This is a genomic window from Amycolatopsis sp. cg5 (assembly GCF_041346955.1).
GTDB lineage: Bacteria > Actinomycetota > Actinomycetes > Mycobacteriales > Pseudonocardiaceae > Amycolatopsis.
The window spans coordinates 4813904-4838859 of record NZ_CP166849.1; the positions used below are offsets into that span (position 1 = coordinate 4813904).

Genomic DNA, 24956 nt, shown 5'->3' on the forward strand with positions numbered 1-24956 from the left:
AAGGAAGCCATGACAGCCACGCAGGAACGCAGCGTGCCGAAACCGGTCTTCACCGACGCCGAGGCCGGCGCCAAGGTGTTCCCGGACTCGCTCGCGCGCCAGTACAACTATTTCACCCCGCAGAAGCGCAAGCAGACGCACTACGAGGACGTGACCGTCGAGGTCCAGCCCGATCCGCGGCATTACCTGGCGCAGGGCTGGCTGTACGGGTTCTCCGACGGCCGCGGCGGCTATCCGCTGGAGTGGACCGCGCTCAAGGCGTGGGGCAGTGACCGGCCGGAGCCGCAGCGGTTCGCGGGGTCGGGCGGCAAGGGGTACGAGTGGCCTGCGCATGGCTGGCACGAGTTCCGTGACCCGAACGAGGAGTGGGAGCTCAGCCTCTACCGCTACAACTCGAACGTGGTGCGCCAGCTCAACCAGAACATCGAGGCGGCGAAGCGGTCCGGTGCGTTCGCGCAGTGGAACCGGAACTGGGTGGCGTTCGTCGCGCAGCACGTCGGCGCGTGGATGCACGTCGACCACGGCCTGGGCCTGTACTTGTTCGCCAACGCCAACCGGCGCGCGCCGACGAACATGCACAACAACGCGATCTCGGTGAACAGCATGCACCGCATCCGCGCGGCGCAGGACCTCGCGCTCTACAACCTGACGCTGTCGGAGGAGATCGAGGACTTCGACGGGTCGGCGCACCTGGCGACGTGGAACGAGGACCCGGCGTGGCAGGGCGTGCGGACGGTCGCCGAGCAGCTGACCGCGATCGACGACTGGTGTGAGGCGATCTTCGCGGCGAACGTGATCTTCGAGCCGCTGGTCGGTGAGCTGTTCCGCAGCGCGCTGGTGCAGCAGGCCGCGCCGGGCAACGGCGACTTCGTGACCCCGACGGTGGTCGGTGCGGAGGAGTACGACTTCGCCGAGCGGGACCTGCGCTACACCAAAGCGATGTTCGACCTGCTGGTGGCGGACAAGGAGTTCGCGCGCCACAACAAGGACCTGCTGCAGGGCTGGGCGCAGGCGTGGGTGCCGCGCTGTATCGAGGCTGCGCGGACGTTGCAGCCGCTGTGGTCGCAGCCGGACACCAGGCCGCCGAGGTTCGAGGACGGGCTCGACCGCGTGAAGAACCGGTTCAGCGCGCTGCTGGCCGGTTTCGACCTCGACATCCCGAAGGAGCTGGAGCAGTGACATCCCTCAAGACGACCTTCCACACGTCGGAAAGCCCGTTCAAGTCGAACAACACCGCGTCGAACATGTGCGGGTTCACGCTGATGAACAACCAGGTCGGCGCGATCGTGGCCAAGGTGATGGACCGCCTGGACAACGTCACCGTCACGCCGCTGCCGTCGATGATCCGCGTGGACGCGCAGGGCCGGATGGACGTCAACTACGCCGACATCGACGAGGAGGCGGGCGAGGAAGAGGGCTGGTTCAACGCCGCCGAGTTCGAGGAGAGCATGTCGACGCACTACGGCCGGATGATCCACGAGGACGACCGCACGATCATGTTCGCCAATCCCGAAGACGCCGCCGAGTTCATCGGCTTCGACCTCAAGGCCACGTGATGTACGGCAAAGACGGCGAGAAGTACTTCGTGGTGGACAGCCACATGCACTTCTGGGACGCCTCCCCCGAGAACTGGGTGCCCGGCGCGGAGCAGTACGCGAAGGGCTGGATCGAGTGTTTCCACGCTTATCAGGGCCTCGGCCCGCCGGAGACGCACTGGACGATCGAGAAGTTCCGGAAGTACTCCGAGGACGACCTGATGAAGGACGTCTTCGAGGACGGCTACGTCGACGTCGCGGTGTTCCAGCCGACCTACCTGAAGGAGTGGTACAAGGAGGGGTTCAACACCACCGAACGCAACGCCGCGCTCGGTGACAAGCATCCCGGCAAGTTCATCGCCAACACCCGCTGGGACCCGCGTGACGGCGAAGACGGTCTGAAAGCGTTGCGGCACAACGTGGAGCGCTTCGGCTCGAAGGGCGTGAAGCTCTACACCGCGGAGTGGCGGGACGGCTCGCGCGGGTGGAAACTGTCCGATCCGGAGGCGTATCGGTATCTGGAGGCCTGCCAGGAGCTGGGCATCAAGAACATCCACGTCCACAAAGGACCGACGATCTGGCCGCTGGACAAGGACGCGTTCGACGTGTCCGACATCGACCACGCGGCGACCGATCACCCGGATCTCAACTTCATCGTCGAGCACGTCGGGCTGCCGCGGATCGAGGACTTCTGCTTCATGGCGACGCAGGAGCCCAACGTCTACGCGGGCCTGAGCGTGGTGATCGGCGGCCTGATGCACGCCAGGCCGCGGTTCTTCGCGAAGGTGATGGGTGAGCTGCTGTTCTGGGTCGGCGAGGACAAGATGACCTTCGGCAGCGACTACGGGATCTGGGAGCCGCGCTGGCAGATCGAAGGCTTCGTCGACTGGGACTACCCCAGCGACGAGTACTCCGACTATCCGCGCGTCACCACGGCGACGAAGAAGAAGATCCTCGGGCTCAACGCGGCGAAGCTCTACGACATCGAAGTGCCCGCCGAGTACCGGCTCGAAGACGCCTCCCCCGCTGCCCAGGACGACGCGCACCTGGTCGAGCAGGGATGACGACGACGGAGACGCCGGGTGTCGCCGAGCTGCTCGGCGCGCTGGGCACCGTGCGCGACCCGGAGCTGGACGAGCCCATCACCTCGCTCGGCTTCGTGGCCGCGTGCACGGTCACCCCGGATGGGCTGGCGCGGGTCCGGCTGCGGCTGCCGACGTATTTCTGCGCGCCGAATTTCGCGTTCCTGATGGTCGCCGACGCCTATGACGCGGTGGCGGCGACCGGGGTCCGGGACGTGGACGTGGTGCTGGTGGATCATTTCGCGGCGGAGCAGATCAACGCGGGTGTGGCCGCGAGAGCCGGGTTCGCGGGGTCGTTCCCCGGCGAGGCCGCGGGTGAGCTGGACCGCCTGCGCGCCGACTTCCTGCGCAAGGCCGTGCTGGCCGGCACCGATGCGGTCTGCCGGCCGTTGCTGGCAGCGGGCACGACCCCGGCCGAGCTGCTGGCCATGACCTTGCGCGATCCGCCGCCTTCGGCCGGGCTCGACCGGCTCCGGCGGCGCAGGGCCGAGCTGGGCCTACCCGCGTATCCCGGCTCGGCCCTGTTGATCGACCCGGTGACGGGGTCACGGGTCGAGGTGGACGCCCTGCCCGCGCATCTGGGCAGGGCGCGGGTGACGCGGGTCGGGATCGAGGCCAACACCGGGATCTGCCGGGGCATGCTGCGCCACCGGTACCCGGACGCGGGAGAAGGAGAAGAACCATGAAGTCGGTTCGTCTGCACGGGTATCACGAGCGGCCGGTGATCGACGAGATCGCCGAGCCGGTGGTGAAGAACCCGTTCGACGTGGTGGTGCGGGTCGGCGGGGCCGGGGTGTGCCGCACGGATCTGCACATCATCGAGGGGCAGTGGGCGGCGGCGATGGGTGTCGCGCTGCCGTACACGCTCGGGCACGAGAACGCGGGCTGGGTGCACGAGGTCGGGGCGGCGGTGTCGAACGTGGCCGTCGGGGACACGGTGATCCTGCATCCGACGCCGACGTGCGGGCTGTGCCGGGCCTGCCGCTCTGGCAACGACATGCACTGCGAGTCCAGCAGCTTCCCCGGGCTGGACTCGGACGGCGGGATGGCGGAGTACCTGCTCACGTCGGCGCGGGCCTGCGTGAAGCTGGATCCGGCGACCCAGCCGAAGGACGTGGCGGCGCTGGCGGACGCGGGCATCACCGCCTATCACGCCGTGCGCAAGGCGATCCCGCTGCTGTATCCGGGCACCTCGTGCGTGGTGATCGGCGCCGGCGGGCTCGGGCACATCGGCATCCAGTGCCTGGCCGCGTTGACGGCGACGCGGATCGTCGTGGTCGACCGCAATCCCGACGCGCTGGCGCTGGCGTCCCGGCTGGGCGCGCACGAAACCGTCATCGCCGACGGCAAGCACGTCGAAGCCGTGCTCGATCTGACCGGCGGCGCGGACGTGGTGCTCGACTTCGTGGCCGAGGAGGGCGCGGAGGCCGACGGGTTCGCGATGACCGCGCGGGCGGGGTCCTATTTCGTCATCGGGTACGGCGGCGCGGTGCACATCCCGACGCTGGACATCATCTCGACCGAACGCAACATCGTCGGCAACATCGTGGGCACCTACACCGAGCTCGCGGAGCTGATGGAACTGGCGCAGGCGGGCAAGGTCACCTTGCACACCAAGGCGTATCCGCTGGACGCGGCGGTGGAAGCACTCGACGATCTGGCCGCGGGGCGGGTCCGCGGCCGAGCCATCCTCGTGCCATAGGGAGCCAGTGATGTCCAAGGAACTGCGTTTCGGCCCGGCCGCTCGCGACCTGCTGCTGTCCGGGGTCGACCAGCTCGCCGAGGCCGTGAAGTCCACGCTCGGCCCGAAGGGGCGCAACGTCATCCTCGAGAAGATCACCGGGTCGCCGGTGGTCACCAACGACGGGGTGACGATCGCGCGGGAGATCCATCTGAAGAACCAGTTCGAGAACATGGGCGCGCAGCTGGTCAAGGAAGCCGCGATCAAGACCAACGACATCGTCGGCGACGGCACCACCACGGCCACGGTCATCGCGCAGGGCATCGTGCGTGAGGGCATGCGCGCGATCACCGAGGGCGGCAACCCGGTGCTGATCAAACGGGGTATCGACCTGGCGGTGGGCCGTCTGGTCGAGCAGCTGCGGTCGGTGGTGCACCCGGTGGTGTCCGAAGAGGACTACGCGCGGGTGGCGGCGATCTCGGCCAATGACGACGACACGGTCGGCGCGGTGATCGCGAAGGCGCTGCACACCGTCGGCGACGGCGGCATCGTGACCGTCGAGGAGTCGCCGCGCCATGGCATGGCGGTCGACTTCGTGGAGGGTTTCGAGTTCGACAACGGCTACCTCTCGCCGTACATGGTGACCGACCCGGCGTCGCTGGAGGCGATCGTCGACGATCCGTATCTGCTGTTGTGCAGCGAGAAGATCACCAAGGTGCAGCAGCTGATGCCGCTGCTGGACAAGGTCATGCGCGCGCCGAAGCCGCTGGTGATCGTCGCGGAGAACCTCGAGGGCACGGCGCTGAGCATGCTGGTGCACAACCACGTCAACGGCATCTTCCAGTGCGTGGCGGTGAAGGCGCCGGGGTTCGGTGACCGGCGGCTGCACAAGCTGGAGGACATCGCCGCGATCACCGGCGGCGCGGTGTACTCGCGGCACTCGGGGTTCACGCTGGAGACGATGACGATCGAGCAGCTCGGCCGCGCGGCGCAGGTGCGGGTGACCGCGGACAACACCACGATCATCGGCGCCTCGGGTGACGTGGAGTTCCGGCTGACGCAGCTGCGGTCGGAGCTGGAGCGTGCGACGTTCGGCGTCGACGAGGACGTGCTGACCGAACGCATCGGCGCGTTGTCGGGCAAGGTCGCGGTGATCAAGGTCGGCGCCCCGACCGACGCCGAGCTCAAGGAGCTGCAGCACCGCGTCGAGGACGCGCTCTCGGCCACGCGAGCGGCGATGGCCGAGGGCATCGTGGCCGGTGGCGGTGCGGCGTTGCTGCACGCGGCGCCCGCGCTGGACGACCTTTCGGTGAAGGACGACTACGCGGCCGGCGTGGAGATCGTGCGCCGGGTCCTGCCGTTGCCCGCGTACCTGATCGCGTCGAACGCGGGGTTCCCCGCGGCCGACGTGGTCGCCAGGGTCGCCGAGCTGGGCGCCGACGAAGGTTTCGACGCGCTGGAAGGCCGCTACGGCAACATGATCGAGATGGGCATCGTGGACCCGCTGCGGGTGGCGCGGTCGGCGTTGCAGAACGGCGCGTCGGTGGCCGGGCTGCTGCTCACCACCAACACTTTGGTCGCCGAGGAGCAGACGGCCTGGGGTGGCAGCGCGGCGCTGATGACCGAGTTCGGCCCGCTGGACGAGGGCTTGCACCAGCCGTCACCGGACTCGTCGACGCCGCAGTCGCTGGGTCTCGGGCCTTCGGTGGGCTAACGGGTGAAGTTGCCGGTGTTACTTCCTGTTCGTCCGGTTTACGCGAGGTAGGTTGTCGCTATCCGGAGTCACCGGATGGCCGCGAAAGGTGACTCTCCGGCCTGACCGGATGTCAGGTCTTGTGGTTCCGCCGCCAGAAGAAGCCCGAGCGGGTGTCAGGGCACCTGCTCGGGCTTCGTGGCGTCCGCGGACCGGCGTGGTTCGCTACAGTCGGGGCAGGGGGAAACCGTCTGTCCTGAGGGGGATTTCCGGTGGCCGATCCGGTCTCGGCAGCGCTGGTGGCCGCGTTGGGCGCGACGTTCTCGGCGCTGCATCAGTGGGCGGTGGAGAAGGGCGCGGACACGCTGACCCAGCGCACCCGCAAACACGAGCTGGGCAACATCGAACGGCTGCTCGCCGACGCCGAGGCCGAGCTGAAGACGGTCAGGCGCGTCGAGTTCGCCAGGCTCGACGAGGGTGACTGGGCGGCCGCGCAGCTCGTGGTCGCCGGCGCGCTCGACGGCGTGCGCGGGCTGGAACCGGGCGTGCTCATCGACCCCGACCGGCTGCTTCCCCGGCTCCGGCAGGCGGGTCGCGCGCAGCTGTCCCGTGCCGGGCTCGGCGCGGACGGCCACGAAGCCTACGAGCGGCTCCTCGAGCAGACCTGCCGTCGCATAGCCAAACGCGCGCAGACCGTCGACGAGATCCGCCGGGCCGCGACGGCGCGGATGGCCTCGGAGGTCGCCGGGCTCGGCGACAAGCTCAACTCGCTCGCCGCCGAACCCCGCACGACGCGACGGCGTCGGCAGGACGAGTTCGAGCGCAACTATCTGCGCTATGTCGCCGATGACCACGCGACGTTCGAGCTGTTCCAAGTCAGCGTGGGCCGGGCGCCCGCGCGGCACGCCTACGCCGACTTCTATTCGGCGCCGTCGATCGCGCGCAGGCAGCGTGACGAGTCCGGGACCGAGCTGACCGGCGCGGGCACCAACGGCGCGCACGCGATCGCCGCGGCGCGCCGGGTGCTCCTGCTCGGCGGGGCGGGCGCGGGGAAGACGACGTTCCTGCGCTGGCTCGTGCACGCGGCCGCGTCCGACGACGATCTGTGGCAGGAGACGGTCCCGTTCTTCCTGTCGCTGCGGCAGTTCACCGACCGCGCGCTGCCCGAGCCCGAGGAGCTGGTCAGGGTGACCGCGCCGGCGCTGGCCGGGGAGAAGCCCGACGGCTGGGTCAGCGCGCTGCTGCGGCAGGGCCGCGCGATGGTCGTGGTCGACGGGGTCGACGAGCTGCTGCTCGCGCGCCGCGAGGAGGTCCGCGCGTGGCTGACCGGGCTGCTGCGCGGCTACCCGGACGCGCGTTATGTGGTGAGCACGCGGCCGTCCGCGGTCGACGACGGCTGGCTGACCTCGTCGCTGACGCGGTTCGAGCTGCTGCCGCTGACGGGCAACGGCCTCAAGGATCTCGTCGGACGCTGGTTCCGCGCGGCCCGTGACCTCGAACCGGCGGCCGAGCAGCGGGAATGGCTCGCCGACTGTGAGTCGAGGCTCGCACAGGCGCTGGCGGGGCGCCCGGACGTGCGGTCGCTGGTGTCGAGCCCGCTGCTCGCGTCGCTGCTGTGTGCCTTGTACCGCAAGGAGAACATGTACCTGCCGCAGAGCCGCAAGGATCTGCTGGACAAGGCGCTCGATCTGCTGCTGGGCGAGTGGGACGTGCGCCGCGGCGTGCAGGTCGAGGACGAGCTGGCGATGTCGGCGAAGGAGAAGATCATCCTGCTGGAGCGGTTCGCCGCGCCGATGGTCCGCAACTCCGAGCTGCTGGTCGGCCATGGTGACGCCGAGAAGCGGTTCGCGCGCGCGATGTCGGGGCTGCGGTCGCAGGGTGTCGATCCGGCGCTGGTGTTGCGGCACATGCTGGAGCGGACCGGTCTGCTGCGTGAGGTCGACGGGCGGATCCAGTTCGTGCACCGCACGTTCCGGGACTTCCTGGCGGCCGGTGAGTTCGTGAAGGCGGGTGAGCTGGGCTATCTGATCGATCACGCCCATGACGACTCGCTCAACGAGGTCGTGTTCATGGCGGCCGCGCAGGCCCGTGCCCGCGAGGCCGGTGAGCTGCTGTCGGGGCTGCTCGAACGCGCGGGCACGCGGGTGAGCCGCAAGGACGGGCAGATGGCCGACCGGCTGATCCTGCTGGCGGCGGCGTCACTGGGCTACGTCGACGTGATCGACCCCGAGCAGATCCGCACCGAGGTGATGACCGCGGTGCGCGGGCTGATCCCGCCGATCGGGTTCGCCGAGGCGGAGCTGCTGGCCAAGGCCGGGCCGTTCGTGGTCGACCTGCTGCCGGGCCCGATCGAGGTGGGCAAGTACGCCGAGGAGTACGGGCATGTGCCCGGCGCGGTCGCGGCGCGGGTGATCAGGACACTGGCGATGGTCGGGGTCGAGGAGGCGTGGGAGAAGATCTCGCAGTTCAGCGGCACGCACCGGGCGACGGTGATCGACGAGCTGCTGCGCGCGTGGCGGCAGAACGAGTACGCCGACGAGTACGCGGCCAAGCTTCTGTCCAATGTGGACTTCGGGGAGCTGCTGCTGGAGGTGCACCGCTGGGATGTGCTGCTGCGGCTGCGGCATCTGCGCAAGCTGACCGCGGTGCAGCTGGTCGGCAACATCTCACTCGCCGACCAGGCGACCGGCCGGTACCCGCTCGCCGACATCCCGGCGCTGCGGCATCTGGAGATCAAGTCGAACGAGGTCGCGGGCGAGCTGGGCGGGCTGGCCGGATGCCGTGCGCTGCGGTCGTTGCGGATCACCGGGTTCCACAGTGTCGTCGAAGACCTCTCCGCGCTGGCGTCGCTGCCGGTCGAAGACCTCGAACTGCACGTCAACCCCGGTTTCCGCGGCGGCAGGGCGCCCCGGCTCGACACGCTCGCCGGCGCGCCGCTGCGCAGGCTCTCGATCCAGCATCCCGCGCTGGACTCCGGGTTGCACGCCGTGCCGCCGGATCTGCCGCTCACCACGTTCGAGCTCGGCATGCGCCCCGACCGGCGGTCACTGCTCGGCATCGGGCGCTGGCAGCGCCTGGAGACCGTGTCCGCCCGCGGTATCCCCGACATCGAGGAGGTCCGCGAACTCGCCGGGCTGCCGTTTCTGAAGCGGCTCGTGCTCGGCGACGCGGTCCCGGTCGCCGACCTGGTGCGGCTGCGCCCGCTCGGCGCGCTGCGGATCGAGCTGTCCGGTGTCCCGGCCGCCGACGCGCAGGCCGCGCGTGACGCTTTGCCTGAGGCCGAACTCGTGCTGCGTCAGGCCACGGAGGACTCCCGGCTGGGCTAGAGTCCCCGGCATGCGGATCTTGCTCTCGGCCGACATGGAAGGCGCCACCGGCGTCACGTGGACCGACGATGTCATCCCGGGAACCGAGCAGTGGCAACGGTTCCGGCGCATGTTCACCGGCGACGTCAACGCCACCATCGCCGGGCTGCACGCGGGCGGCGCGACGGACGTGCTGGTCAACGAGGCGCACTCGTCGCAGCGCAACCTGCTGCTGGAGGACCTCGATCCGCGCGCGCGGATGCTCACCGGGCGGCACAAGCCGCTGTCGATGATGCAGGGCATCGAGTCCGGCGTGGACGGTGTGGTGTTCCTCGGCTATCACGCGGCGGCCGGCGTCGACGGGGTCCTGTCGCACACTTACCTGGAGAACCAGATCACCGGCGTGTGGCTCGACGGGGTGCTCGCCAGCGAGGGCAGGCTCAACGCGGGTATGGCCGCCGAATACGGGGTGCCGGTGCTGATGGTCAGCGGCGACGACAAGACCATCGAGGACGCGCTCGACTACGCGCCCGGCGCGTCGATGGTGCAGGTCAAGGAATGCGTGAGCCGCTACGCCGCGATCTGCTCACCGCCTTCGGTCACCGCCTCGCTGCTCACCGCCGCCGCCGAGGAGAGCATGCGACGCGCCGGGCGCGCCGAACCGGCGCCGGGCACGCACCGCATCGAGGTCGAGTTCGACGCGAGCCACCTCGCCGCGGCGGCCGCGGTCATCCCGACGGTGGAACAGATCGGGGTGCGCCGGGTCGGCTTCGACGCGCCGAACATGACCGAGGCCATGAAGGCCTTCAAGATCGTGACCGCCATCGCGGCGGGGGCTGTGCAGGGAATCTATGGCTGACGTCGTCGAACTGTGCGCGGACCTGATCCGCTTCGACACCACCAACCGCGGCGGCGGCGACGCCGAGGGCGAACGCGAGGCCGCCGAGTACGTCGCGGCGCGCCTGTCCGACGGCGGCATCGAACCCAAGATCATCGAATCCGCGCCACGGCGCGCGAACGTGCTCGCCCGCATTCCCGGCACCGACCCGTCACTGCCGGGAATGCTGGTGCAGGGCCACCTCGACGTGGTGCCCGCCGACGCCGCCGACTGGACGGTCCCGCCGTTCTCCGGTGAGGTCTCTGGCGACTACCTGTGGGGCCGCGGCGCGGTCGACATGAAGGACTTCATCGCCATGGTGCTGTCCTTCGCAGGCACCCTGCGCCCACGCCGCGACATCGTCCTCGCCTTCGTCGCCGACGAGGAGGACAAAGGCGAATACGGCGCGCACTGGCTCGCCGCCGAGCACCGCGACCTCTTCGACGGCTGCGCGGCGTCGATCAGCGAATCCGGCGGCTACACCTACCACGTCCCCGACGCCTCCGGCCGCGACGTGCGGCTCTACCCGGTCGGCACCGCCGAACGCGGCACCGCGCACCTGCGCCTGACCGCCCGCGGCCGCGCCGGCCACGGCTCACGCCCCAACGACGACAACGCGGTCACCAAACTCGTCGGCGCGCTGCACCGCGTCGCCGCGCACCGCTGGCCGGTCAACCTCACCCCCACCGTGCGCGCGTTCCTCGAGCGCACCGGCACAGCACTCGGCATCCCGGTCGACCTGTCCGATGTGGACGGAACGGTCGCCCGTCTCGGCCCCGCGGGCGCGCTCGTGGTGCCGACGGTCCGCAACAGCACCACCCCGACCATGCTCGACGCCGGCTACAAGGTCAACGTCATCCCCTCGGTCGCGACCGCCCAGCTCGACGTCCGAGTCCTGCCCGGCACCGAGGAAGCCCTCTTCGCCGAGCTCGACGTCCTGCTCGGCGACGTCGAACGCGAGTTCGTCGCCCACCAGCCCGCGGTCGAGGCCCGCATCGACTCACACTGGTTCGACTCGATGGCCGACGCACTCCGCGCCGAGGACCCCGAGGCGGTCGTGGTCCCCTACTGCATGGGCGGCGGCACGGACGCCAAGGCCTTCAGCCCGCTCGGCATCGGCTGCTACGGCTTCGCCCCGCTCTACCTCCCGCCGGGCTTCCCCTACCGGGCCATGGCGCACGGCGTGGACGAGCGGGTCCCGGTCGAAGGCCTGCGCTTCGGCGCCCGCGTACTCGAGCGCTTCCTCACCACCTGCTGAAACCCCGAATGTGGCGTCGATCAGCAGTCGATCGAGCGGCTCAGAAGCCGCTGCCCAGCGGCCAGCTGTGGTCGCTGTCTGGATCGTCGAGCCAGACGAACTGCTTGCCAGGGACATTGAGCGCGGTGATGCCGAACCGGGCGGCGCCGGGCTTGCCGAGGACGTCGAACGCGGCGACGGCGTGCTCGATGGTGTCCCACAGCCGGTAGGGCCCGGACTGCCGGACGGCCCAAGACCCCTCGGTCAGGGGTGTCAGGTCGGCCTCGGCGCGCGCGGAACCGCGCTCGGCGACGACGACGCCGTGCTCGGCGCTACCGGCGAGCCGCAGGCCCGGAGCGTGCAGCCACAGGAAGAGCGCCAGTTCGGGCCGGTCCAGTAGCGCGGCCGGGGCGACGGTCGTAGTCCCGTAGTGCGGGATGCCGGTCGCGGCCGCCGATGGCTCCTGGCCGGGAGCGAACGGGCTGCTGACGTCGGCGCGCATCGGCATGAACAGCACTGGGAACGGGTCGATGCGTCCGCTGACCTCATCGTCGGCGGTCTTGTCGAGCACGAGCAGCGGCCCGGCAGTGCCTGCGTCGAGCGGGGCGACGATCCGGCCTCCGTCGGCGAGCTGGTCGACCCAGGCCGGCGGGATCGCGGTGACCGCGCAGGTCGCGATGATCCGGTCGAACCTCATCTCGCCCGGCCAACCCTGGGAGCCGTCGCCCGCGGTCAGGTGCGGGCTGTACCCGGCAGCGGCCAGATGCTCGTGGGCGGTGTCGACCAGGTCGGCGTCGAGGTCGAGGGAGTAGACGTTGCTCGCGCCGAGGCGATGCGACAACAGGGCCGCGTTGTAGCCGGTGCCGGTGCCGATCTCCAGCACCAGGTGCCCCGGCTCCGGGGCCAGCCGTTCCAGCATCACCGCCATGACCGTGGGCTTGCTCGAGGACGAGCTGGCGATCTCCCGGCCGGTCGCGCCGTCACCGGTGGGGCGAGTCTGGGTGGCCAGGGATTCGTCGGCGTAGACCGCGTCCAGCCAGCCCGTATCACCCGCGCTGAGCGAGGCGGGACCGTCGATGATGCGTGAGACGAACAGGTGCCGGGGTGTCGCCGCGAAGGCGTCGCGCCAGGCCGGGTCAGACAGGACACCGGCAGCAACGAGCTCAGCCGTGAGGGCGGCGGCCCGGGTTTCCCAGGTGGCGGTGTCCAGGACGTCCACGGGTTTACTCCTCGGTCAGTGCGTCGGCGATCGCCGCGGCGATCGGCAGGTCGCATTCTTCGGCCAGCCAGCCCCACGCCGCAACCGCGTTCGCCTCGAGACAGGTCCAGGCCCCGTCCGGTCCGACGACGAAGTCGAACGCGCTGAACGCCAGTCCCGCCGCGTCCAGGTAGCGGGCGATCCCCGCCCGGACGTGACTGGGGACGTCGATCACCTCATACGTCAGGGCATCGTAGTCCGAGCGCCAATCTACCTGCGCCTTCTCGCTGCCGGCGTGGATCGCCACCGGGAACAGGCGGTCGCCGACCGCGGTCACGCGGGCCTCGAACAGCTTCGGCTGCCACTGCTGAACGAGGTGCGCCGTGATCTCGATGCCGTCGAGCGAGTCGAGTCCGTCGCGGCCGAGACGGCGAGTGTAGACGAGGGCTTCGCCGCCGGACTCGTACACGACAGGCTCGGCGAGCGGCTTCACGATCAGCTCCCCGAATGCCTTCTCGAAGGCGCGGACCGCGTCGGCGTCGTTGGTGATCAGCGTCGGCGGGACAGCCAGCCCGGCCTGCTTCAGCACGGCCAGCTGCCGCGGCTTGTACGCCGCGTCGGCCAGCGCCGAGGGACGCGAAAACCAGGTAACCGGCAGGCTCGCCAGCACTCCGCCGAGCCCGACCCGGGCCTGTGCCCGACTGAACCGCAGTTCCGGCCCGGACATCCCGGCCGGCATCACGGGTTCGGTCGGCTTGCCGTAGTAGACCGCGGTGACCTCGTGCAACGGGAGGTCGTGCTCGGCGGTGCGCAGGCAGCCGCGCCAGCCTTCGGCGTCCGAGGTGAGCTGGACGCCGAGCGAGAGGGTGAGCGGGAAGTCGCCAACGTTGACCGTGTGCCATCGAACGCCGCGGGCATCGAGTTCCCGCCCGATCGCGGCGGCCGCGTAGTCCTCCCGGATGCCCAGCAGCAGGACCAGCGGATCGCGCCGGTCAGTCATCCGGGGTGGTGTAGGAGTCGTCGACCAGCTTGCCGTCCTCGTTGCAGTTGCGCGCGTGGAACGTGTCGTGCGCCGTGGTGCGATGCTTGGCCTCCGGCACCACCGTGATCCGGCGTGCCCGCACACCGCGCAGGATGAACGGCCGGACGGTGCTGGGGTCCTCGTTGCTGAGCGGGCGAGTGCCGACGTTGACCGGGAACCGCTGGGCCGTCGGCATCAGCGGGTCACCGGCGCCCGCGGCTGCGGTGTCGAACTGGGGCATGCTCATCTCGGCCTCCCTGGTTGAGATGTGCGGTGGCGCGTCGGTCCTCTGTCAACCCTGCTCAGGCCCGCTTGGTCGGGGCAAGATCCATCCGAGGGACTCTGCTGGTCCCGTCGGCGCGGCTACGGCTCGCTGGTCGGAGGACGTGTGCCGGACAAACCACGCTTGCCGCAGCCGAGCCGGCCGGGCGCTGGGACCACCCTCAAGGCCAGTGCCGGAGCACGGCGTCGAGTGCGTCCAGCGCGGCGGCCCACGAGGCGTCCGCGCTCCGAGACTGGTGCCCGAAGCCCCCGCCCCGTTCCAGGCTCACGTAGCCGTGGAGCGTGCTGTGCAGCAACCGGACCGCGTCGGTTTCGGCGGGCTCGGGCAGTGCGTAGCCGCGCAACAGCGCCCGGGTCAGTTCGGCGTGCCTGCGCGCGGGTTCGGCGGCGGCGCTGTCCGGGTCGAGCGGGAGCTGCGCGGCGGCATAGCGGCCGGGGTGCGAGGTCGCGTAGGCGCGGTAGGCGTCGGCGAAGGCGACTAGCGCGTCCTTGCCGGAGCGGCCCGCGAGTGCGGCGGTGGCGCGGTCGGCGAGTTCGCGCAGTGCGAGCGCTGAGGTGCGGACGCGCAGGTCGTGGGCGTTGCGGACGTGGGAGTAGAGGCTCGCGTCCTTGACGCCGAAGCGGCGGGCGAGCGCGGAGACGGTGACGTTGTCGAAGCCGACCTCGTCGGCGAGTTCGGCCGCCGCCTCGGTCAGGCGGTCGGCGGTCAGGCCCGCGCGTGCCATGGCTCACCCCTCGTTTCCTAGAGACTTTAATTATTTGCCTAAGACCTCTAGGAAAGCTAGCTTCGATCGTGTGAGACCCATAACCGAGCAAGAGATCCGCACCTCGTTCATCAACTGCACCAAGGGGGAGGCCAAGCGCCTCGCCGTGCCCAAGGACCTCGCCGACCGCCCGTGGGACGACCTCGACTTCCTCGGCTGGCGTGATCCCGCGTCGCCGGAGCGGTCGTACATCGTCGCCGAAACCGGCGATGGGCTCGTCGGCGTCGCGTTGCGCCGGGCCGCGCAGGCGGGGCTCGCGCGCCGCAGCATGTGCTCGCTGTGCCTGACCACACATTCCGGCGACGGCGTCTCGCTGATGACCGCGCGCAAGGCGGGATCGGAGGGGCGCCAGGGCAACTCGGTCGGCTCGTACATCTGCGCCGACCTGGCGTGTTCGCTGTATCTGCGCGGCAAGAAGGACGCGGGGAACGGCGGGCGGCTGCACGAGTCGCTCAGTGTCGACGAGCTGATCGAGCGGACCGCGGGCAACCTCGCGGGGTTCCTCGACAAGGTGGCCGCGTGAACGAACATGTTCGTGACGAACATGTTCGTGTATGGTGGGTGGCACGCTGACCACCAAGGAGCCACCATGACCACCCATCACCCGATCGCGATCATCGGCGCCGGACTCGGCGGCCTCACCCTCGCCCGGATCCTGCACCTGGGCGGCATCGAGACCGCCGTGTTCGACCTCGAGTCCTCCCCTGCCGCCCGGTCCCAGGGCGGCATGCTCGACCTGCACGAGGACACCGGCCAAGCCGCACTGCGCGCGGCCGGGCTGCACGAGCGGTTCCTGGCCGCCGTCCACCCAGGCGGCCAGGAAACCCGCATCATCGACCGCCACGCCACCGTCCACCTCGCCGAAGACGACGACGGCACCGGCGGCCGCCCCGAGATCCAGCGCGAAACCCTGCGCCGCATCCTCCTCGACTCGCTCCCCGCCGAAACCATCCGCTGGAGCAGCAAGATCACCGGAGCGACCCCGCTCGGCGACGGCCGCCACGAAGTCACACTCGCCGACGGCGACACCTTCACCACCGACCTGCTCATCGGCGCCGACGGCGCCTGGTCCAAGATCCGCCCGCTCGTGTCACCGGCCACCCCGGTCTACTCAGGACTGTCCTTTGTAGAGCTCAACCTCGACGACGCCGACACGCGTCACCCCGGCAGCGCGGCGATCATCGGCGGCGGCTCGCTTTTCGCGCTCGGCGACCGCAAAGGCTTCCTCGCCCACCGCGAACCCGGCGCCCGCCTGCACGTCTACTGCGCGCTCGAAACCGACGCCTGCTGGCTCACCACCGTCGACTTCACCGACACCCCAGCCGCCAAAACGGCTCTGCTGAGCCATTTCGACGACTGGGACGCGAGCCTGCGCGCGTTCGTCACCGACGCCGACGGACCACTCGTCCCCCGCGCCATCCACGCGCTCCCGATCGGCCACCACTGGCCGCGCACCCCCGGCGTCACCCTCCTCGGCGACGCCGCGCACCTGATGTCACCCTTCGCGGGCGAAGGCGCCAACCTCGCCATGTTCGACGGCGCCGAACTCGCCGCCGCGATCCTCACCTCCCCCGAAAACCTTGAGAAGGCCCTCGGCGCTTACGAAACAGCGATGTTCCCGCGCAGCGAGGCCGCGGCGACGGAGTCCGCGAACAATCTCAAGCTGTGCTTCGACGCGAACGCGCCTCACGGCTTGATAGAACTCATGACCGCCTACGCGGCCGGCTGACCACTCATCGCGTGTGCCACACCACGACCCGCAGGTACTGGTCGGGCACCAGCGAACTGCCGACGATGTCACCGCGATCGTTCAGATCGTTGGTGCTGAAGAACTCGTCGGCGAACGGCCTCGGCACCTCGACGAGCTGCCCGGCCTCGGTCCAGTAGACCTGCCTGCTGGGCAGCTGCGCCGAATCGGACTGGCCGAGCACCATGCCCTCGGCGTTGAGATCGGTGAACCGGCTCGTCCCGCCGAGCGTGGGCAGACGCGTCACCTGACCGTCCGCGCTCCACCGCACGACATGGGTCTTGCCGTCGCCCGCACCGGCTTCACCCGCCATCACCCCAGCGTCGTTGATGCCCTCCACACCACTGAACTTCCCCACACCGGCACCGATGTCGGTCGCCTTGCCCGCGCTGTCCCACCGCACCGCGCTCGAGGTGTTCGCGGCGGTGGACGACGAACCGGCCACGACCCCGGACCCGTTCACCGCCCGCGCACCGGCTCCCCGGAACGCGTCCGGCAGCCGTTCCAGCACCGTCACCGCGCCATCGGCACTCCACCGCAGCGGCGTGTCGTCGGTCCAGCCGAACACAGTGCCGTCGTTCCCGATGCCACCGGCCATGGTCCGTTCCGTTCCCCGCGGGCCGTTGAGCGCGCTCACCCGCCCCAAGGCGTCCCACCGCACGGCCACGTATCCGCCGCTGTAGTTGTACGCCCGCCCCACGACCACACCCGAGTCGTTGATCGCGAAGACCTCGCTGTTGGCGTACCCCGGCAGACCAGGCAACTCGACCGGCGTCCCGTCCAGACCCCAGCGGGTGGCCTTCCTGTAGAACTGCTTCTCGTACGAGTTGCCGATCGCGACGCCTTGCTCGTTCATCGCGATCGGCTGGCTGACCGGGTAACCCGGCAGCGGCGACAGCTCACCGGGCCGCCCCTGACCGTCCCAGCGGATTCCGTGCAAGTCCCGCGCCGCGTTGTCGCCGGACCCGAGCACCATGCCCTGATTGTTGATCGCGACCGCCACGGCGTAACTGCCACCGGGCAGGTTGTCCAGCAGCACCGGCCCACCCGGCTCCGCGACCGCGACCACCGGCGCCGCCAGCAGCCCGGCGACCGCCGCCAGCAGCACCAGAGTTCCCCGTTTCCCACCTGTCATCGCGTGTGACCCCTCAGTGTCGATCAAGCCCCCCTCGACACCACCACGCACGACCCACAGCCGAGGTTGCCCTAGTCCGGCAATCCGGCGTACGCGGGCAACTCGACACCGTTGATCGCCCGCTCGATCAGCTCAGCGGTCCACTCGGCGCCCGGCTCGACCACCGCCGCCGGATCCGTCCTGCTCAGCGCGTGCAACCGGCCGATCTCCTGATTCGCGTCGACGAACGACCGCATCCGCCCCTCGTACGCGGCGAACGCGACCTCCGGGTCCCACCCGGCCGCCGCCAGCTCACCGGCCAGCAGGTACGCGCCGACCAACGCCAGCCCCGTGCCCTGCCCCGACATCGGCGACGAGCTGAACGCCGCGTCCCCCAGCAGCGCCACCCGCCCGCTCGACCACCGCTCCATCTTCACCTGCGCCACCTGATCGAGATAGAAATCGGGCGCGTCATCCAGGTGGGCGAGCATCCGCGGAGCCAGCCAGCCCACACCGTCCATCCGCTCACGCAACAACCGCTTCTGCGCGTCGACGTCGCGATAGTCGACGTCGAAATCGGCCGCGGCGAACGAGAACATCGCCATCGCCCGCGTCGCGTCCTGGATGGGCCGCAGACCCGCCGACCGCTCAGCCTCCTGGTGGTCGTAAAGCCACCGATCCAGCCCGAACTCGTTGGGCATGCTATAAAAAGCCAGCACCAGCCCGAGATGGTGCACGAACCGCTCCCGCGGCCCGAACACCATCCCGCGCAACGCCGAATGCAGCCCGTCCGCCCCGATCACCAGCTCGAACCGGCGACGGCCACCACCGGCGAACACCACATCGACCCCGGATCCATCCTGGGTCAGCTCCTCGATCCGGTCACCGAACACATACTCGACACCGTCACGGGTGTCGTCGTAGAGCACCTGTGACAGATCCCCGCGCAGGATCTCGATGTCCGCGATGTACCCATCACCACCATGATCATCCGCACGGTAGGTCTCCAGCACGTTCCCGTCGGCGTCCACGGTGTACGCGCCCTCGGTGTCGGTACAGGCCGCCCGCACCGCCGCGTCCAGGCCCATCCGCAAGATGACCTCCTTGGCCACCCCGCGCGCGTCCACCGCCTGCCCGCCCGGCCGCAACCCGGGAGCCCGCTCCACCACGGCCACCTCGGCGCCACGCCGGCGCAGCCAATGCGCCAACGCCGGACCCGCGACACTCGCACCCGCCACCAAAACCCTGACACCGCTCACAACGCCCCCAAGCTCACCCGCCAGCAGCAACGCCCGGATCGTACAGTCGCCCACCACCAGGGAAAGGCGAATGGCACACCGCCTCGAGGCTGATTCCCAGCGGATCCGTGACAAAAGCCCCGAAATAATCCTCGTGATACTCCGCATGCACCGCGGGCGCGTGCTCCGACCGCGCACCCGCCGCCAAAGCCGCCCGATAGAACGCCTCGACCGAAACCCGATCGTCCACAGTGAACGCCAGATGCATCCCCGTCCCGACCGAACCACCCGCCAGCAACCAGAAATACGGCTTCCGGTCCGGCCACCCGAACCCCACCATCGCCCGCTGCCCCTCGGTCAGCCCGGCCGGGACGTCCAGCATCCGCGCGATCCCGATCGACGCCAGCACCGGCTCGTAAAACCCCGCCGCCGCACCGAGATCCGGCACAGCGATGTTCAGATGATCGATCCTCGAACCCGAGCGATCCACAAAAGATGAACTCATGCACCGACCATCGCAGCACAGGCGGACACCGGATGTCCGCCACACTGAGCACATGGCGACCACGTCCGCACGCGCACTCGAGCTGCTCTCCCTGCTCACCACCCGCTGGACCACCGACGACCTCGCCACCCGGTTCCACGTCAGCACCCGCACCATCCGCCGCGACATCGACACCCTGCGCACCCTCGGCTACCCCATCGAAGCCACCAAAGGCCCCGACGCCACCTACCGGCTCGCCGGCGGAAAACTGCCACCACTGCTCTTCGACGACGAACAGGCGCTCGCCGTCGCCGTCGCGCTGCAGACCGCACCGACCACCGTCTCCGGCACCACCACCGCCGCGGCCCGCGCGCTGAGCACCATCAAGCAGATCATGCCCGCGCACCTGCGCGCCCAGGCCGAAGCACTCGACCTCACCACCATCGGCAACTACTGGGACTTCCCCGCACCCACCGTCGCACCCGCCACCCTCGCCGCCGTCGGCGCCGCCATCCGCGACCGGCACCTGCTCGACCTCGAACACCTCACCCCCGACGGAAACCGGCCCGAACCAGGCCCACCCGCACGCGTCGCACCCCACCACCTCGTCCACTGGGCAGGCCGCTGGTACCTCGTCGCCCACGACGGCGACTGGACGATCCACCGCCTCGACCGCATCCACCCCCGCGGCCCCACCGGCCTCACCTTCCACCGACGCGAACTCCCCGAAGACGTCGCGCACTACGTCATGACCACCGCCGACCGCGGCGACACCACCCCCACCTGGCCCTGCCTCGGCGCCGCCACCCTCGACCTGCCCGCCGACATCGTCGCCCGCTTCGCACCCGGCGGCTCGGTCGTCGAACACCTCGCGCCCGGCCGCACCCGCCTCACACTCGGCGCCTGGTCATGGGCGGGCATCGCAGGCCTGCTCGGCACCTTCGACACCGACCTCACCGACCTCCGCCCCCACGAGCTCAGACAGGCCTGCCACACCCTCGCCGCCCGCTACCAAGCCGCGATAAAGCCCGCTTAACTCCCGGGGATAGAGCAGGCTTTATCCCGCGGAGTAAAGCCCGCTTTATCCCCGGGGCCTGGCCATCAACGAACCCGATGACCCGGACGGACGCGCCCCTTGTCCGATTCGGGCCAGGATTCGCCCCCAGGCTTGACATCGATGTCACACACGAGGTTGCCTCTCTGAGCGCTCCCCCGCGCGCCCCGATGTCGCCCCGCAAGCAGAGCTTGGAGCAACGATGCCCCGAAGCGCCAGAACAACGCTCAGCACCGCGCTGTCCGTCGTTGTCATAGCCGCAGGCCTGGCCGCCGTCCCCACGACCGCGAGCGCCGAAGCCCCCGCCGACTTCTACTCCTCCTTCGAGACCGGCGAAACCCAGCCGACCTGGAACGACACCGTCGAAACCGACGCACAAGGCAAGCAGAAGGCCTTCGGCGTCAACGGCGCCAACGGCACCGCCATCCCCGGCGACATCCGCGGCCGCGTCACCGAGACCAGCGCCAGCAGCGAGAACACCTCCGGCGAAGACTCGACCATGCTCGTCGACGGCACCGCCGACACCAAATGGCTCGCCTGGACCCCCACCGCCTGGGAACAGATCACCCTCTCCGAAGCCACCTCCATCACCCACTACGCGGTCACCTCGGCCAACGACGCCCCCGAACGCGACCCCAAGGACTGGACGCTCCAAGGCTCCAACGACGCCCTGACCTGGACCGACATCGACAAGCAGGCAGGCCAGTCCTTCAGCGACCGCTTCCAGCAGAAGGACTACAAGCTCGCCGCACCCACAGCGGCCTTCAAGTACTTCCGCTACGACGTCACCCGCAACAACGGCGGCCCGATCATGCAGGTCGCCGAACTGCTCCTCGCCAACGACGAGCCGGCGCCGCCGCCACTGCCGAACATGCGCACCTTCCCCGACTCCGGCCCCACCTCCGGCTACACCAACAAGAACCGCGTCGGCTTCACCGGACTCCGCGCCTACCGCTACTCCGGCAGCCAGACCGTCACCGGACACGGCTGGTCCTACAACAAGATCTTCGACGTCGACATCCCCGTCACCAACACGACCGAGCTGTCGTACAAGATCCAGCCCCAGTTCATCAAAGACGACCTGAAGTACCCCAGCACCAACGTCGCCGTCGACCTCGCCTTCACCGACGGCACCTACCTCAGCCAACTCGGCGCCACCGACCAGTACGGCTTCGCACTGTCCCCGCAAGGCCAAGGCGCGAGCAAGGTCCTCTACACCAACCAGTGGAACCTCGTCCGCGCCAACCTCGCACTCGCCGCGGGCAAGACCATCGACCGCATCCTCGTCGGCTACGACAACCCCAACGGCCCCGGCGTGCTCCAAGGCTGGCTCGACGACATCAAGATCTCGGCGACCCCCACCCCGCCCGCCAGCAAGCGCCCCACCGACAACGTGCTGACCACCCGAGGCACCCTCGCCAACAGCACCTTCTCCCGCGGCAACAACTTCCCGGCCACCGCCGTCCCGCACGGCTTCAACTTCTGGACCCCCGTCACCGACGCCGGATCCAACAGCTGGCTCTACAACTACCACTCCGGCAACAACGCCCAGAACCTGCCGACACTGCAATCCTTCAGCGCCAGCCACGAACCCAGCCCCTGGATGGGTGACCGCCAAAGCTTCCAGGTCATGCCCTCACTCGCCACCGGCGTCCCCGACGCCAACCGCGAAAAGCGCGCACTGGCCTTCAAACACGAGAACGAAACCGCACGCGCCCACTACTACGGCGTCCAGTTCGAAAACGGCATCAAAACCGAACTCGCACCCACCGACCACGCCGCGCTCTTCCGCTTCACCTTCCCCGGCAACGACGCCAACCTCATCTTCGACAACGTCAACAACAACGGCGGACTCACCCTCGACACCACCGGCGGCACACTCAGCGGCTACACCGACGCCAAGAGCGGACTGTCCGCGGGCGCCGGCCGCATGTTCGTCTACGCCACCTTCGACAAGCCCGTCACCGCAGGCGGCAAACTCCCCGGCGAAGGCCGCGACAACGTCCGCGGCTACCTGCGCTTCACCGGCCAGACCGTCAACATGCGCATCGCCACCTCCCTGATCAGCGTCGACCAGGCCAAGAAGAACCTCGCACAGGAACTCGCACCCAACGCCACCCTCGAAAGCGTCCGCGACGCCGCACAGCGGGCCTGGGACGAGAAACTCGGCGTCATCGAGGTCGAAGGCGCCTCCAAGGACCAGCTCACCACCCTCTACTCCAACCTCTACCGCCTGTTCCTCTACCCCAACTCCGGGCACGAGAACACCGGCACCCCGGCCGCACCGGCCTACAAGTACGCCAGTTTCGTCTCCCCGAAGACCGGCGCCGACACCCCCACCCAGACCGGCTCGAAGATCGTCGACGGCCAGACCTACGTCAACAACGGCTTCTGGGACACCTACCGCACCACCTGGCCCGCCTACTCACTCCTCACCCCCGACATGGCCGGCAAGATGATCGACGGCTTCGTCCAGCAATACCGCGACGGCGGCTGGATCTCCCGCTGGTCCTCACCCGGCTACGCCGACCTGATGACCGGCACCAGCTCCGACGTCGCCTTCGCCGACGCCTACCTCAAGGGCGTCCGCAACTTCGACGTCAAATCCTCCTACGACGCGGCACTGCGCAACGCCACCGTCACCCCGCCCAACAACGCGGTCGGCCGCAAGGGCGTCGACGAGGGCATGTTCCTCGGCTACGCGCCCAACACCGCCGACCACGGCTTCTCCTGGTCCATCGAGGGCTACGTCAACGACTTCGGCATCGCCAACCTGTCGAAGAAGCTCTACGACGAAGCACCAGCCACCGACCCGCGCAAGGCCGAGTACCTCGCCAACTACGAGTACTTCACCAGCCGCGCCCAGCAGTACGTGAACCTCTTCGACCCCAGCGTCGGCTTCTTCCAGGGACGCGACGCCGCGGGCAAGTTCAGCCGCAGCAAGGCCGAATACGACCCGCGTGTCTGGGGCATCGACTACACCGAAACCGACGGCTGGGGCATGGCGTTCTCCGTTCCCCAGGACGGACAAGGCCTCGCCAACCTCTACGGCGGCAAGGACGGCCTCGCCAAGAAACTCGACGCCTTCTTCGCCGACCAGGAGACCGCCAACTTCCCCGGCTCCTACGGCGGCGTCATCCACGAGATGCGCGAGGCCCGCGACGTCCGGATGGGCCAGCTCGGCCACTCCAACCAGGCGTCACACCACACGATGTACATGTACGACTACGCGGGCCAGCCTGCCAAGACCCAGGCCAAGGTCCGCGAAGCACTCGGCCGCCTCTACACCGGCAGCGAGATCGGCCAAGGCTACGGCGGCGACGAGGACAACGGCGAGCAGTCGGCCTGGTGGACCTTCAGCGCGCTCGGCTTCTACCCGCTCCAGATGGGCAGCCCGAACTACGCCGTCGGCTCCCCGCTGTTCACCAAGGCGACCGTCCACCTCGCCGGTGGCAAGAACCTGGTGATCAACGCGCCGAAGAACAACACGAAGAACATCTACGTGCAGGGCCTGCGCGTCAACGGCAAGCCCTACTCGTCGACGTCGATCCCGCAGGACCTCATCGCCAAGGGCGGCACGCTCGACTTCGACATGGGCCCCACCCCCTCGAAGTGGGGCACCGGCCCGAACGACGCCCCGCCGTCCATCACCACCGGCGACGCGGCACCGTCCCCGCTGCACGACCTGACCGGACCCGGCAAGGGCACGGCCACCGGTGCGGACGTCGACGTCAACGCCGTGACCGCGCTCTTCGACAACACCTCGCGGACCGAGTCGAAGGTGACGGCGCCGATCCAGTACCAGCTGGCGTCCACCAAGGAAGCCGCCACGATGTACACGCTGACCTCGGCGAAAATCCCGGGTGACGCGAAGAGCTGGACGCTCAAGGGCTCCTACGACGGGACGAACTGGGCGGTCGCCGACGAGCGCACCGACCAGAGCTTCCAGTGGCGCCAGCAGACGCGGGCGTTCAAGGTGACCAACCCGGCGCACTTCAAGTACTACCGCCTCGAGGTCACCGCCACGTCCGGCGGCACCATGTCGCTCGCCGAGTTCGAACTGCTCGGCAAGCCGGACGCGGTGTGCTCGAAGACGATCACCGGCACGCACAACGGCCCGCTGACCGTCACCGGCACGGTCTGCCTGGACAACGCGACGGTCACCGGACCGGTCACCGTCGCACCGGGCGCGACGCTCATCGCCACCGGCGGTTCCGTCGGCGGCCCGCTGACCGCGGCCAACGCCCAGCAGGTGGTGCTCACCGGCACCAAGATCGGCGGTCCGCTGTCGATCACCGGCACCAAGGGCACGGTCTCGGTCGAGCAGGCCGACATCGCGGGCCCGGTCGCGCTGACCGGCAACCACGGTCCGGTGCTGACGGCCAGCTCGGTCGGCGGGCCGCTGGCCTGCGCGGCCAACTCGCCGGCGCCGTCGGACTACGCGCTGACGAACACCGTGCGCGGCCCGTCCGCCGGGCAGTGCGCCAAGTTCTAGCCACCCAGGGGTCGTGAGTGGTACGGCCGGTTCTAACCGGTCATACCACTCACGACCCCTTTCCTCTGGGCTTGTTTTTGATCTTGGGGTGACCCACTCTTTTGCTCCTAAGATCCGCGCGGTATAGGGCGTTATACACTTCGAAGACT

The 24956-nt window shown here is 69.4% G+C and carries 20 protein-coding genes; 13 read left to right on the forward strand and 7 right to left on the reverse strand.

The genetic code is table 11. The annotated features are described in order from the left end of the window. The first annotated feature begins 9 nt into the window (after positions 1 to 9). The 9 genes from AB5J62_RS21625 to AB5J62_RS21665 all read left to right on the forward strand — a co-directional run bounded on the left by AB5J62_RS21625 (position 10) and on the right by AB5J62_RS21665 (position 11431). Positions 10 to 1179 (forward strand): toluene hydroxylase, encoded by a 1170-nt coding sequence (locus AB5J62_RS21625; protein ID WP_370950114.1) that lies wholly within the window; start codon positions 10 to 12, stop codon positions 1177 to 1179. Then, complete coding sequence (gene mimD, locus AB5J62_RS21630) at positions 1176 to 1556, forward strand: propane 2-monooxygenase effector subunit MimD (RefSeq protein ID WP_370950115.1); 381 nt, start codon at positions 1176 to 1178, stop codon at positions 1554 to 1556. The genes AB5J62_RS21625 and mimD overlap by 4 nt, the downstream gene beginning before the upstream one ends. Next, on the forward strand, positions 1556 to 2599 hold the full coding sequence (locus tag AB5J62_RS21635; protein WP_370950116.1) for an amidohydrolase family protein: 1044 nt from the start codon (positions 1556 to 1558) through the stop codon (positions 2597 to 2599). The genes mimD and AB5J62_RS21635 overlap by 1 nt, the downstream gene beginning before the upstream one ends. Beyond that, positions 2596 to 3303, forward strand: a complete 708-nt coding sequence (locus AB5J62_RS21640; protein ID WP_370950117.1) for an iron-sulfur cluster assembly protein — start codon at positions 2596 to 2598, stop codon at positions 3301 to 3303. Before AB5J62_RS21635 ends, AB5J62_RS21640 begins: the two co-directional genes overlap by 4 nt. Then, the gene (locus AB5J62_RS21645) at positions 3300 to 4319 is read left to right on the forward strand and encodes an NAD(P)-dependent alcohol dehydrogenase (protein WP_370950118.1); all 1020 of its coding nucleotides are present in this window, start codon (positions 3300 to 3302) and stop codon (positions 4317 to 4319) included. Before AB5J62_RS21640 ends, AB5J62_RS21645 begins: the two co-directional genes overlap by 4 nt. Before the next feature lie 10 nt (positions 4320 to 4329). Then, positions 4330 to 6012: a chaperonin GroEL gene (gene groL / locus AB5J62_RS21650; protein WP_370950119.1), complete on the forward strand. Its 1683-nt coding sequence runs from the start codon at positions 4330 to 4332 to the stop codon at positions 6010 to 6012. A gap of 251 nt (positions 6013 to 6263) precedes the next feature. Next, entirely contained in the window at positions 6264 to 9317 is a 3054-nt protein-coding gene (locus tag AB5J62_RS21655) for an NACHT domain-containing NTPase (protein WP_370950120.1), read from the forward strand. 10 nt (positions 9318 to 9327) lie between these two features. Beyond that, the gene (locus AB5J62_RS21660) at positions 9328 to 10155 is read left to right on the forward strand and encodes a M55 family metallopeptidase (RefSeq protein ID WP_370950121.1); all 828 of its coding nucleotides are present in this window, start codon (positions 9328 to 9330) and stop codon (positions 10153 to 10155) included. Continuing rightward, the gene (locus AB5J62_RS21665) at positions 10148 to 11431 is read left to right on the forward strand and encodes a M20/M25/M40 family metallo-hydrolase (protein ID WP_370950122.1); all 1284 of its coding nucleotides are present in this window, start codon (positions 10148 to 10150) and stop codon (positions 11429 to 11431) included. Before AB5J62_RS21660 ends, AB5J62_RS21665 begins: the two co-directional genes overlap by 8 nt. Positions 11432 to 11471: 40 nt before the next feature. On the opposite strand, the gene AB5J62_RS21670 is transcribed toward AB5J62_RS21665, so the two are convergent. From AB5J62_RS21670 to AB5J62_RS21685, 4 genes are all read right to left on the reverse strand, one after another. After that, positions 11472 to 12629 (reverse strand): methyltransferase domain-containing protein, encoded by a 1158-nt coding sequence (locus tag AB5J62_RS21670; RefSeq protein WP_370950123.1) that lies wholly within the window; start codon positions 12627 to 12629, stop codon positions 11472 to 11474. A 4-nt stretch (positions 12630 to 12633) separates the two neighbouring features. After that, a complete protein-coding gene (locus tag AB5J62_RS21675; RefSeq protein ID WP_370950124.1) occupies positions 12634 to 13608 on the reverse strand; it encodes a hypothetical protein in 975 nt (324 codons plus the stop codon). Beyond that, positions 13601 to 13876 carry a hypothetical protein gene (locus AB5J62_RS21680; protein WP_370950125.1) on the reverse strand — a complete coding sequence of 92 codons (276 nt, stop codon included), beginning with the start codon at positions 13874 to 13876 and terminating at the stop codon, positions 13601 to 13603. The genes AB5J62_RS21675 and AB5J62_RS21680 overlap by 8 nt, the downstream gene beginning before the upstream one ends. Positions 13877 to 14072: 196 nt before the next feature. After that, entirely contained in the window at positions 14073 to 14636 is a 564-nt protein-coding gene (locus tag AB5J62_RS21685) for a TetR/AcrR family transcriptional regulator (RefSeq protein ID WP_370950126.1), read from the reverse strand. A gap of 70 nt (positions 14637 to 14706) precedes the next feature. On the opposite strand from AB5J62_RS21685, the gene AB5J62_RS21690 reads away from it, so the two are divergent. Together AB5J62_RS21690 and AB5J62_RS21695 are read left to right on the forward strand one after the other, a co-directional pair. Next, positions 14707 to 15198 (forward strand): FBP domain-containing protein, encoded by a 492-nt coding sequence (locus AB5J62_RS21690; protein ID WP_370950127.1) that lies wholly within the window; start codon positions 14707 to 14709, stop codon positions 15196 to 15198. Positions 15199 to 15264: 66 nt separating this feature from the next. After that, positions 15265 to 16404, forward strand: coding sequence for an FAD-dependent oxidoreductase (locus tag AB5J62_RS21695; RefSeq protein ID WP_370950128.1), 1140 nt, complete (start codon positions 15265 to 15267; stop codon positions 16402 to 16404). Positions 16405 to 16408: 4 nt separating this feature from the next. On the opposite strand, the gene AB5J62_RS21700 is transcribed toward AB5J62_RS21695, so the two are convergent. The 3 genes from AB5J62_RS21700 to AB5J62_RS21710 all read right to left on the reverse strand — a co-directional run bounded on the left by AB5J62_RS21700 (position 16409) and on the right by AB5J62_RS21710 (position 19279). Further along, positions 16409 to 17557: a hypothetical protein gene (locus tag AB5J62_RS21700; protein WP_370950129.1), complete on the reverse strand. Its 1149-nt coding sequence runs from the start codon at positions 17555 to 17557 to the stop codon at positions 16409 to 16411. 71 nt (positions 17558 to 17628) lie between these two features. After that, positions 17629 to 18795 carry an FAD-dependent monooxygenase gene (locus AB5J62_RS21705; protein ID WP_370950130.1) on the reverse strand — a complete coding sequence of 389 codons (1167 nt, stop codon included), beginning with the start codon at positions 18793 to 18795 and terminating at the stop codon, positions 17629 to 17631. 13 nt (positions 18796 to 18808) lie between these two features. Continuing rightward, positions 18809 to 19279: a VOC family protein gene (locus tag AB5J62_RS21710; protein WP_370950131.1), complete on the reverse strand. Its 471-nt coding sequence runs from the start codon at positions 19277 to 19279 to the stop codon at positions 18809 to 18811. 52 nt (positions 19280 to 19331) lie between these two features. Between AB5J62_RS21710 and AB5J62_RS21715 the strand changes: the two genes are divergently transcribed. Both AB5J62_RS21715 and AB5J62_RS21720 read left to right on the forward strand, forming a co-directional pair. Beyond that, a complete protein-coding gene (locus AB5J62_RS21715) occupies positions 19332 to 20294 on the forward strand; it encodes a helix-turn-helix transcriptional regulator (RefSeq protein ID WP_370950132.1) in 963 nt (320 codons plus the stop codon). Between the two features lie 220 nt (positions 20295 to 20514). Beyond that, entirely contained in the window at positions 20515 to 24807 is a 4293-nt protein-coding gene (locus tag AB5J62_RS21720) for a GH92 family glycosyl hydrolase (RefSeq protein WP_370941733.1), read from the forward strand. Positions 24808 to 24956: the final 149 nt, after the last annotated feature.